General features: G+C 69.8%; 8 protein-coding genes and 1 pseudogene. 1 reads left to right on the forward strand and 8 read right to left on the reverse strand.

Annotated elements, in window-relative coordinates; genetic code table 11:
* The 7 genes from modB to HMPREF0058_RS07255 all read right to left on the reverse strand — a co-directional run.
* Positions 1-937 (reverse strand): molybdate ABC transporter permease subunit (gene modB, locus HMPREF0058_RS07225; RefSeq protein WP_006549101.1); only part of this gene is annotated, 937 nt, incomplete at its 3' end.
* Positions 934-1752 carry a molybdate ABC transporter substrate-binding protein gene (gene modA, locus HMPREF0058_RS07230; protein ID WP_006549102.1) on the reverse strand — a complete coding sequence of 273 codons (819 nt, stop codon included), beginning with the start codon at positions 1750-1752 and terminating at the stop codon, positions 934-936. The genes modA and modB, both read right to left, overlap by 4 nt.
* A gap of 156 nt (positions 1753-1908) precedes the next feature.
* Positions 1909-2703 (reverse strand): respiratory nitrate reductase subunit gamma, encoded by a 795-nt coding sequence (gene narI / locus HMPREF0058_RS07235; protein WP_006549103.1) that lies wholly within the window; start codon positions 2701-2703, stop codon positions 1909-1911.
* Entirely contained in the window at positions 2700-3368 is a 669-nt protein-coding gene (gene narJ / locus HMPREF0058_RS07240; protein WP_024036647.1) for a nitrate reductase molybdenum cofactor assembly chaperone, read from the reverse strand. Before narJ ends, narI begins: the two co-directional genes overlap by 4 nt.
* A gap of 44 nt (positions 3369-3412) precedes the next feature.
* Complete coding sequence (narH, locus tag HMPREF0058_RS07245; RefSeq protein WP_006549105.1) at positions 3413-5038, reverse strand: nitrate reductase subunit beta; 1626 nt, start codon at positions 5036-5038, stop codon at positions 3413-3415.
* Positions 5038-8814: a nitrate reductase subunit alpha gene (locus HMPREF0058_RS07250; protein WP_006549106.1), complete on the reverse strand. Its 3777-nt coding sequence runs from the start codon at positions 8812-8814 to the stop codon at positions 5038-5040. Before HMPREF0058_RS07250 ends, narH begins: the two co-directional genes overlap by 1 nt.
* Positions 8815-8874: 60 nt before the next feature.
* Positions 8875-10257: an MFS transporter gene (locus HMPREF0058_RS07255; RefSeq protein ID WP_006549107.1), complete on the reverse strand. Its 1383-nt coding sequence runs from the start codon at positions 10255-10257 to the stop codon at positions 8875-8877.
* A gap of 209 nt (positions 10258-10466) precedes the next feature.
* On the opposite strand from HMPREF0058_RS07255, the gene HMPREF0058_RS07260 reads away from it, so the two are divergent.
* Positions 10467-11075 (forward strand): MogA/MoaB family molybdenum cofactor biosynthesis protein, encoded by a 609-nt coding sequence (locus HMPREF0058_RS07260; RefSeq protein ID WP_006549108.1) that lies wholly within the window; start codon positions 10467-10469, stop codon positions 11073-11075.
* Positions 11076-11103: 28 nt separating this feature from the next.
* Here the strand turns inward: HMPREF0058_RS07260 and HMPREF0058_RS12750 are convergent.
* Positions 11104-11448: pseudogene (locus HMPREF0058_RS12750) on the reverse strand (hypothetical protein); the annotation flags it as partial.

Below are 11448 nucleotides of genomic sequence, written 5' to 3' on the forward strand. Positions count from 1 at the left end.
CCCCACCGGCTGGCACCGTGAGGTCGACGGCGACGCCGCGCTCGCGCGAGGAGAAGGCCAGGCGGACCTGGCGGCCCCGTGGCACGGCCTCGCTCACCTCTCGCCGCCCTGCACCCGCCTGGCTGGTGACCGTGGTGGGCTCCGGGCGAGGCGGCCTCAGGCGCAGGACCAGCTGCGGCCAGGGGACGTTGGTGGCGCCCACGACGACGAAGGACAGAGCGATGAGCACCACCGCCAGGGCCAGGGAGGTGGCGGTGTCGTTCTCGCGCTCCAGGTAGATCGCCAGCGGCATCGTGCGGGTCACCCCCTCCTTGGAACCAGCGAAGGCGATCGTCGCCCCGAACTCCCCGAGGCTGCGCCCCAGGGCGAGGGCCGTGCCGCGTGCCAGTGCCGGGGCCACCAGCGGCAGCGTGATCCGGCCCAGGAGCGTCCAGGGACCAGCCCCCAGGGTGCGGGCGATGGTCTCGGCGTGGGTGTCGCGTGAGCGCAGCGCCGCCTCCAGGGTCACCACGAGGTAGGGCATGGAGACGAAGACCTGCGCGATGACCACCGCGGCGGTGGTGAAGGAGACCTGGAGGCCGAGCTCGTCCAGGACGGGGCCGAGCACGCCACGCTTGCCCAGCGTCGCCAGCAGCGCGATACCAGCCACGACCGGCGGCATGGTCATGGGCAGCACCGCGAGCACCCGAGCCAGGCGCACCCCGGGCCAGGACCGTGAGAGCACCAGGGCGCTGGGAACCCCGAGCGCCACGCTGATGAGCGTGGAGACCAGGCAGGTGCGCAAGGACAGCCCCAGAGCCGCCTGGGCCGAGTCAGAGCCCAGCAGCACGGGAAGCTCGGTCCAGGCCACGCGTGTGCCCAGTCCGGCCAGCGGCAGCACGATCACGGCCCCGCCCAGCAGGGCGAGGACCAGGACGAGGCGGGGCAGCTGCCTCACTTGGACGCCGGCGCGCCGAAGCCGTAGGTGTCCTGGAGGACCTTCTGGCCCGCCTCGGACAGGATGAAGTCGACGAAGGCCTGGGCGGCCTCGGCCTGGGCCGCGTTCTTGGTCACGGCGATGGGGTAGTGGTTGACCACGGAGTTATCGGGCAGGGCGATGGACTCCACCTTGTCCCCGGCGTCCGCGGCGTCGGTGGTGTAGACGATGCCGGCGTCCGCCTCGCCGGACTCGACCTTGCCTCGCACGTCCGTGACCTTCTGCTCCTCGGAGACCGGGCTGAGGGTGACGCCGAGCTCGTCGGCAAGCTTTGCCGTCGCCTCACCACAGGGCACGGCCGGGGCGCAGATGACCAGGTCAGCCCCCTCCAGGGAGGAGTCCAGGCCGGTGACGCCAGCCGGGTTGCCCGCGGGCACGATCAGGGTGAGCACGTTGGTGGCGAACTCGGTGGACTGGCCCACCAGGTCCTGCTCGGTGGCGTCCTTCATCGTCGAGGTGTTGGCAGTGGCCAGGACGTCCGCGGTGCTGCCCTCGGCCAGGGCGGAGACCAGGTCCTGGGAGCCCTGGAAGTCGAAGGTGACGGAGAGGTCCGGGTGCTGCGCCGTGAAGTCGTCGGCCAGCTCCTCGAAGGCGTCCTGCAGGGAGGCGGCGGCGAAGACCGTCAGCTCACCGGACAGCGAGGTGGCGGAGGCCTGGTCGTCGGCGGTGGCGGAGGCCTGGGAGGAAGTGGCGCCGGACCCGCATCCGGCCAGCGCAGCGGCGGCCAGGGTCAGGGCGGACAAGGTGGTCACTACGGTGCGGCGTGAGCTGCGCATGGCGTTCCTTTCGGGGATGAGGAGGATTGCGAGGAACGGCCCGCCAGGCTCCCGCCCCGGTCCCGCTCCCCCCGGGCGCCGTCATGGGCCTGCCTGGCTGGCAGGGACGATGGCGCCGCCGCCAGTATAGAAGTCAGCCTGCGCCGCCAGCTGCGCTCACGCCCCCTGGGACGGGGCGAGGTCGTCGTCCCCCTGGTTGCCGGTGCCCTGGGTACGCACCGGCCTCCAGCCCGGCCGGTAGACCGAGGAGGTCGGTCCCGCAGGACGGGAGCGGTAGACCACGTAGGGCCGCGTCACGTAGCCCACCGGTGCCGAGACCACATGGACCAGCCGAGTGAAGGGCCAGATCGCGAACAGGAGCAGCCCCGCCACGATATGAGCCTTGAAGACCAGCGGGACCTCGGCCATGAGCGAGGCGTCAGGCTGGAGGGTGAGGATCGAGCGCAGCCAGGGGCTGATGGACTCACGGTAGTCGTAGCCCCCGTCCAGGCCGCCCAGGAGCTGGGTGGAGGCCGTTGCCCAGGCTCCCAGGAGGATCGGGACCGCCAGCAGGACGTACATGATCGTGTCATTGGTGGTCGTGGCCAGGCGCACCGACTTCACGACCACGCGACGATAGAGCAGCCCCACCAGGCCCACCACCGTCATGATCCCGGCGATCGTGCCCGGGATCACGGCGGCCAGGTGGTACACGTGCTCCGGTATCCCTGCCGCCTCGGTCCAGCTCTTGGGCAGAAGCAGGCCCATGACGTGGCCCGCCCCCACCAGCAGGATGCCGACGTGGAACAGCGGTGAGGCCCAACGCAGGATCGCCGACTCGTTCCACTGCGAGGAGCGGCTGGTCCAGCCGAACTGGTCGGTGCGGTAGCGCCACACCAGCCCCACCACGAGCAGGACGAGGCAGACATAAGGCAGTGCCGTCCAGACGACGGCGGACTCGAAGGTGCTCATGCGCGTTCCTCCTGCCGACGAGCAGCGGGTTGGCCAGCCCCTCGGGCTGGCGCGGTGGGGTAACGGACGGGAGTGGTGGGGAAGGGCAGGAGGTCGGTGACCCCGACGGTCTCGGTAGGCGGCCCGGCAGACACCAGCGCGCGCACGCGCTGGGCGGTGGCCTGGTCGATCTCGGGCAGGGTCAGGCACACCGCCTCCACGAGGCCGGCATAGGGGCTGGTCGCCTGGGTCAGGGCCGTGCGCAGCACCTCCAGGCCCTCGCGGTGGGAGGAGAGCAGCACCTGGGCTACCTCGTCACCACCGCAGCGGGCTGACAGCTCCAGCACCACCGGCAGGTAGTCCGGCAGCTCGTCACGGTCCATCTCGTAGCCGGTTGCCGCCAGGGCCTCCTTGAAGGCCAGGATCGCGGCACCACGGTGCCGGGTGTCGCCCACCGCGTAGTAGCTCAGGTACAGGCAGCAGCGCCGGCGCTGGTCAAAGGTCGCCACGTAGTGCTCGGCCATGGCGCGCTGGCCGCGCTCGCGGGCACCGCGGACAAAGGTTTCCAGGGGCTCACGCACCGTGGCGGGGAGGCTGCCGGGCGCGCCCAGAGCCTGCTCGACGGCGTCCAGGCGAGCGGTGAAGGACTCCTCACCCGGGTAGTCCAGCAGCAGTGAGGCGGCCATGTGCACGGTGGCGCGCTGGTGCTCGGTCAGGGGCAGCACGGCTCTCACTGCTCCTGCCGGTAGCCGGTACCGGCTGCGGGGCCGGAAGGAGCAGGCACCGGCTCACGGCGCACCACCGGGACGGGCAGCATGACCGGCGTCGTCAGCGGTGAGTCCGCCTCAGGGCCGGCCTGGCCGTGGAAGGAGGCCACCGTGTGGCAGCCGGCCGGGGCTCCCTGGCCCAGCAGCGTGCGCACGTCCGGTCCCATCGCCGCCATACCGCGGGGCACCTCGGGGGAGGTGGTGGGGATGACGTAGCGGTCGTCGTACTTGGCGATGGCCAGCAGCCGGTACATCGCCTCCAGGTGCTCGCCCGTGACTCCTACCGCTGCGGCGATCGCCGGGTCAGGGGTACGTCCCAGCGTCACCTCGCGCATATGACAGCGCATGGCGGCGAGCCTGCGCAGCGAGAGCTCGACGGGGTTGGTGTCCCCGGCGGTCAGCAACCCGGCCAGGTACTCCAACGGGATGCGCATATCCGCTACCGCCGCCAGCAGCACGCGGTGGTCCTCGGCGTCCATGCCGGTGGAGGCGACCTCGTCCACCACGGGGGACAGCGGCGGGATGTACCAGACCATCGGCATGGTGCGGTACTCCGGGTGCAGAGGCAGGGCGACCTCGTAGGTCTGGATGAGGTCCCACAACGGGGAGGCCTGGGCGGCCTCGATCCAGCTGGCCGGCACGCCCTCGGCCCGCGCAGCCTCGACGACGGCGGGATCATGAGGGTCGAGCAGGATCTCCCGCTGGGCCATGTACAGGTCCTGCGGGTCGGCCACGGCCGCGGCCTGGGAGACCCGATCGGCGTCGTAGAGCAGCACGCCGAGGTAGCGCAGGCGCCCCACGCAGGTCTCCGAGCACACGGTGGGCTCGCCCACCTCCAGCCGGGGGTAGCACAGCGTGCACTTCTCCGCCTTGCCGGTGGCGTGGTTGAAGTAGACCTTCTTGTAAGGGCAGGCGGACACGCACATGCGCCAGCCACGGCAGGCGTCCTGGTCCACCAGCACGATCCCGTCCTCGCTGCGCTTGTACATCGCGCCGCTCGGGCAGGCCGCCACGCAGGTGGGGTTGAGGCAGTGCTCGCAGATGCGCGGCAGGTAGAACATGAAGGCCTGGTCGATCTCGGTGCGGACCTTCTCGTTCATCCCGGCCAGGACCGGGTCCTCGGCCAGGGTCTCCATCGAGCCGCCCAGGTCGTCGTCCCAGTTCGGGCCCCAGGAGATCGTGGGCATGTACTGGCCCGTCAGCTGGCTCTTGGCCCGTGCGACCGGCAGCGTGGCGCTGTTCTGAGGGGCTGAGAGCAGCTTGTCGTACTCATACGTCCACGGCTCGTAGTAGTCCTCGACCCCAGGCATCTGCGGGTTGGCGAAGATCGTGGCCAGCTTGCGCAGCCGCCCGCCTCCACGTGGGACCAGCCGCCCGTTGGCCGTGCGGACCCAGCCACCCTTCCACCGCTCCTGGTCCTCCCAGGAGCGCGGGTAGCCCACGCCCGGACGGGTCTCGACGTTGTTGAACCACATGTACTCCGTGCCCTCGCGGTTGGTCCACGCCTGCTTGCAGGTGACCGAGCAGGTGTGGCACCCGATGCACTTGTCGAGGTTCATGATCATGCCGATCTGAGCCATCACCTTCATCAGAAGGTCACCTCCTGGTTGGAGCGGCGGCGGATGACCGTGACCTCGTCACGGTTGTTGCCGGTGGGGCCGATGTAGTTGAAGGCGTAGGACAGCTGGGCGTAGCCGCCGGCGAAGTGCGAGGGCTTGAGGACGATGCGCGTGAGCGAGTTGTGCGTGCCTCCGCGTTTACCGGTGGACTCGGTCAGCGGCGTGTTCATCGTGCGTTCCTGGGCGTGGTACATGAAGACCGTGCCTTGCGGGATGCGATGGGAGACGATGGCACGCGCGGCGACGACGCCGTTGCGGTTGTAGGCCTCGACCCACTCGTTGTCCCTGACGCCGATGGTCTCGGCGTCCTGCGGGCTCATCCAGATCGTCTGGCCCCCACGCCCCAGGGTGAGCATGTGGAGGTTGTCGTAGTACTGGGAGTGGATGGCCCACTTGTTGTGTGCAGTGATGTACCGCACGGCCACCTGCGCCTGGCCCGACTGTGCGGAGCTGACCGTGCCCGGCGACTGCTCTCCGTAGAGGGTGGTGAAGTCCAACGGTGGGCGGAAGGTGGGTAGGGCCTCGCCCATGTCCCGCATCCAGTCGTGATCGAGGTAGTAGTGCATCCGCCCGGTCAGCGTGTGCCAGGGCTTGGCGTGCTCGACGTTGACCACGAAAGCGCTGTAACGCCGTCCGCCGTGCTCCGAGCCTGACCACTCGGGTGTGGTGATGACGGGCTGGGGGCGGCTCTGCGTCTGGGCGAAGGTGACCTGCTTGCCGGCCTCCTCCTGGCTCAGGCTCGCCAGCTGCGTGCCCGTGCGGCGGGAGAGGGTCTGCCATCCCTGTGTGGCCAGGCGCCCGTTGGTGGCTCCGGACATGTGCATGACGGCGTCGCCGGCCTTGATCGGGGTGTCAATGAGCGGACGTGCCTTCCCAGCGCCCTCGCCCGTGCCGTGAGCGCGGCGCAGCGCCTCGATCTCCTTGTCCGGCACCAGCATGATCCCCTTGGTGGGGATGCCGGGGGACTCCACCAGCGGCCCGATCGTGTTGAACTTGTTGAGCAGCTGGGTGTAGTCACGCTCGACCGCGATGAGCTTGGGCATGGTCACCCCGGGCACCCACTGGTGGGGCAGGCGGGACACGTCCCCGTGGGCCATGGTCATCGCGTCCGGGGTGTCGTGGGTCAGCGGGGCGGCGACGACGTCGGTCTGCGTGCCCAGGTACTTCGGTGCCCACTGGGCGATCATGCCTGCCAGCTGCTGGTAGATCGCGAAGTCGGTACGCGCCTGCCACGGCGGGGTGATCGCCTCGTTGAAGGAGTGGATGAAGGGGTGCATGTCCGTGGTGGACAGGTCGTACTTCTCGTACCAGGTCGCCGCCGGCAGGACGACGTCGGAGTGCAGGGTGGTGGAGGTTGTGCGGAAGTCCGCGGTCCACATGAGGTCGAGCTTGCCCTGCGGGGCCTGGTCCCGCCAGGTCATGGAGACCGGACGCCTGCCCTGCGGGGTCTCGGTGGCCTGGACGTCATTGTCAGCGCCCACCATGTGACGCAGGAAGAACTCCGTGCCCTTGGCCGAGGACCCCAGCAGGTTGGTGCGCCACGAGGCCAGGATCCGCGGGAAGTTCTCCTCGGCGTCCGGGTCCTCGCAGGCAAAGCGCAGCTCGCCGCGCTCAAGCTGGTCGACGACGTAGTCCGCCGGGTCCATCCCGGCCTGCCTGGCCTGCTGGCCCAGGAGCAGAGGACTGCGGTTGAAGGTGGGGTAGGAGGGGGTCCACCCGCGCTTCATGGACTCCACCATCGTGTCCGCGGTGGTCTTGCCGGCCAGGCTCCCGGCCCCCAGTGGTGAGGCCAGGCGCTCGGCCGGGGTGGCGTCATAGCGCCACTGGTCGGTGGTCAGGTACCAGAAGCCCGTGGAGATCATCTGCCGGGCCGGGCGCACCCAGTCCAGGGCGAAGGCGAACTGGGACCAGCCGGCGATGGGACGGACCTTCTCCTGACCCACGTAGTGGGCCCAGCCGCCGCCGTTGACCCCCTGGGTGGCGCACATCGAGGTCAGCGCCAGGATCGTGCGGTAGATCTCATCGGCGTGGTAGTAGTGGTTGATCCCCGCGCCCATGACGATCTGGGAGCGGCCGCCGGACTCGATGGAGTTGCGCGCGAACTCCCGGGCCACTCGGATCATGGCCGGTCCGGACACGCCCGTCAGCTCGCTCGCCCAGGCCGGGGTGCCTGGCACCGTGGCGTCCTGGTAGTCCGCAGGCCACTGGCCCGGCAGGCCCTCCCGCTTGACGGCGTAGTTGGCCAGCAGGAGGTCGTAGACGGTGGTCACCATTCGCCCGTCAGCCAGGCGTGTGGCCGGTACGCCGCGGCGCAGGATGCCGCCGCCCACGCTCCCGGTGGGGGTGGCTGAGCTGGGCAGGTCAAAGCGCGGCAGCAGCACCTCGACGGCCTCGACGACGCCGTCGGCCGCGCCGGGCTCGGACAGCTCCATCATGCTCATGACCGGATCCACGCCCTCCATGAGGAGGTTCCACCGGCCCTCGCCCTGCGGGGTGAAGCGGTCGGCCAGGGTTCCACCGGGATCAGCCGGTCCGCGCTCGCGGTCCCACACCAGCGGGCGGAACTCGTTGCGGGTGGCGTCCTCGGCGGCTGAGCCGGGCACGCAGTCGGCGGTGAGGAATCGGCCAGGGACGTAAGCGCCGTCGTCGCGGGCCTCCAGGTCGATGAGGAAGGGGGAGTCGGTGTGACGGCGCATGTAGTCCAGGAAGAAGGGCTCGCCCTGGCCGACGTGGAACTCGGAGAGGATGACGTGGCCCATGGCCATGCCCAGTGCCCCGTCGGTGCCCGGCGCCACTCGCAGCCACTGGTCGGCGAACTTAGTGTTGTCGGCGTAGTCGGGGGAGACCGCGACGACCTTCTGGCCGTGGTAGCGCGCCTCGGTCATGAAGTGGGCGTCGGGGGTACGGGTGAGCGGCAGGTTGGAGCCCCACATGATGAGGTACTGGGAGTTGTACCAGTCCCCGGCCTCGGGCACGTCGGTCTGGTCCCCGAAGACCTGCGGGGAGGCAGGGGGCAGGTCGGCGTACCAGTCGTAGAAGGAGAGCATGGTGGCGCCGATGAGCTCGTGGAAGCGCGCGCCGGCACCGTAGGAGAGCATGGACATGGCTGGGATGACGGAGAAGCCGGCGCAGCGGTCCGGGCCCCAGGTGCGAATGGTGTGGACGTAGGCCGCGGCGATGATGTCCATGGCCTCGTCCCAACCCACGCGCACCATCCCTCCCTTGCCGCGGGCGGACTTGTAGGCGCGGGAGGTGACCGGGTCACTGGTGACCTCGGCCCAGGCGGCCACGGCGTCGCCGCCCAGACGCTGGCGCGCGGCGCGGAAGGCGTCCAGCAGCACCGAGCGGACGTAGGGGTAGCGGATGCGCGTGGGGGAGTAGGTGTACCAGGAGAAGGACGCCCCGCGCGGGCAGCCACGGGGCTCGTACTCGGGCATGTCCGGTCCGGTGGTGGGGTAGTCGGTGACCTGCTTCTCCCAGGTGATGACGCCGTCGGTCACGTAGACCTCCCAGGCGCATGAGCCGGTGCAGTTGACCCCGTGGGTGGAGTGGACCATCTTGTCGTGGCTCCAGCGCCGGCGGTAGAAGGTGTCCGCCTCGCGGCCGCCCTCCAGGAACAGGCGGCGTGCGTCCTTTGAGGGCTTGCCTCGGCGCAGATAGGAACCGAGCGCGAACAGCCCGGGCACGGACTGCACGGGGGTCTCAGGTCCGGGGACCACGGGCTGGGAGGAGGGGGAGTCGGTCATCGCTGCTCCTTGAGGCGGGGACGGTGAGGTCGGTGGGCGGCTGAGGCTCGGCGCTGGGCCTCAGCCGCGGAAGGGGGCGCCGGGGCGGGCGTAGCGGATCCAGCACACGACGGCGCACACGGCGGAGTAGGCGGCGCAGAGGGCCAGCCAGGTTCCGGCGTCCAGGGCGGACAGCGCCACGCCGACGAAGAAGGGGCCGAAGCAGGCGATTGCTGCGGTGAAGCCGATTGCGCCGCCGGCCTGGAGGCGGGGCATGATCATGGGCATCTGCTTGAAGGTGCCGGCGTTGCCGATGCCGGCGAAGAAGAACATGGCCAGCATGGCCCACAGGAAGGGTGTGAACTCCGCGGGGGAGTCAGGGTGCATGTAGAGCGAGGCCCAGGCCAGCGTGACCGCCATGCCGAGCGCGGAGATGAAGGTCCACAGCCCTCCGGAGAAGCGGTCGCACAGCGGGCCCCAGGCCATGCGTACCACTGAGCCGATCAGTGGGCCGAGGAAGGCGTAGGTGGCGCCTAGCGGCAGGTTGTCAAAGCCCTGCTCGGCCAAGGGCGAGGAGGCTCCGAAGGTGTTGTTGACCAGCAGGCCGAACTGCGCGGCGAAGCCGGAGAAGAGCCCGAAGGTCAGGACGTAGAGCATCGTCATGTACCACGTGTTCGGGTTGGAGAAAAAGGACAGCTGGGCGCGGATGTTGGCCGTGACGGGGACGTCCTTGAGCAGGGTGAAGGCGAGCGCCGCGGCGGCCAGCGCCCAGGGGACAAAGAAGATCGCGGCGTTGTGGACGAAGATCGCGGTGTCGTCGGCCTGACGCTGTGGGGCGATGAAGGTGATGCCCAGCAGCCCGAAGCCCATGAGCCAGGGGCCGGCGAGCTGGATGAGGGACATGCCGAGGTTGCCGATGCCGGCTTGGAGGTTGAGGGCGGTGCCGGACAGGCGCTTGGGGAAGAAGTAGCCGGTGGAGGGCATGTAGCCGGAGAAGGTGCCGCCGCCGATGCCGCACATGAAGGACAGCACCAGCAGGACAGCGTAGGGGGTGGAGGTGTCCTGGACGGCGAAGAACCAGCCGAGCATGGGGATGACGTAGAGCAGTGAGGAGATGCCCACCAGCTTGCGTGTGCCCAAGATCGGAGGCAGGAACATGTAGACCAGACGGATGAGCCCGCCAGACAGGCCTGGCATGGCGGTGAGCCAGTAGAGCTGGCCCGGGGTCAGGTCGAAGCCGATGAGGCGCAGCTTGGGTGCGATGGCTGAGACAAGGAAGAAGACGCAGAAGGCGATGACCATGGAGAAGGTGGAGATCGCCAGGGTGCGCCAGGCAATGGCCTTGTCCCAGTGAGCTGGGTCCTCAGGGTCCCAGCCCGCCAGGACACGTCCACTGGTGCCCAGGGCGGTCGGGTGGGAGGCGGCATCTGGGGCCGGTGAGGGCCGGGAGGCGGCGTTGCTCATGGTGGTCCTATCTCAGGATCCGGCGGGGCGGCAGCGGTCACCTACCATGATCGGTGGAGACGGCGCACCCCGCGACAGATGCGGAAGAGCCTTGGGATTGCAAGGATGGAGGCGCCCGTATTTTTTACGGTCATCCCCAAAATAGTAATGATCGAATGCTCTAAATAAATCGTCTGGGCAAACCCGGTCAGGGTCGCTACGGTGGGGCCATGACGCACGCTGCCCCACCGACTGCTCACGAGCCTCGTCTGCCACGGCAGGCTGCTGCCGCGGGGGAGGAGCAGCCCGAGGCGGCGGAGGTTGTCCAGAAGGCGCTCAAGACGCTGGACACCCCGGTGCGTGGAGCCGTCATCACGGTGTCGGACCGCTGCGCTGCGGGTCGCCGTGAGGACCTGTCCGGACCGCTGGCGCAGCGGCTGCTGGCTGGCTACGGGGTCCAGGTTGAGCGGGTGCGCGTGGTGCCCGACGACGTCGCCGCCATCCGCCGAGCCGTGAGCGAGGCCGTGGCTCAGGGGGCGCGGGTGGTGCTCACCACCGGTGGCACGGGCGTGACCCCCATGGACCTGACTCCCGAGGCGACGGCGCCTCTGCTTCAGACCCGCCTGGAGGGCCTGGAGGCGCAGGTGCGTGACTACGGGCTGAGCAAGACCCCTCTGGCGGGGCTGTCGCGTGGGCTCATCGGGGTCACAGGACGGGGCGCGGACGGCGCGCTCGTGGTCAACGCCCCGGGCTCGCGAGGCGGCGTCAAGGACGCGGTCACCGTGATCGGTCCTCTGGTGCCCCACGTGCTGGAGCAGCTAGGCGGCGGGGACCACTAAGAAGCCTCGGCGCCGTGGGCGCCGGGCCCTACCGCCCCTCGCGCTCCCACTGGCGCACCTGCTCCCAGGTGTCCAGGTCCTGCGCCGCCTGGTCCAGGCCCGCTTCCTGGGCCAGGTCCACGTAGCCCAGGTTCAGGCGTCCCAAGGTCCGGTGCACCGAGACGTCCCTCAGGCCCACTCCGCCCGGCGCCACGAGCGCGCGCAAGGCCTCTGTGCGGTAGATGCCAACCAGGTGCTGGACGTGACGGCCTGAGTCGTCCTGCGGCTGCACGCCGACCACGCCGTCACAGGCCCGGCCCTCCGCCAGGGCCGCCTTCAACCGTGCTGCCAGGACGGGCAGCGCACGCCAGGCCTGCGGAGCGTCGCAGGCCAG

Source organism: Actinomyces urogenitalis DSM 15434 (assembly GCF_000159035.1).
Classification (GTDB): domain Bacteria; phylum Actinomycetota; class Actinomycetes; order Actinomycetales; family Actinomycetaceae; genus Actinomyces; species Actinomyces urogenitalis.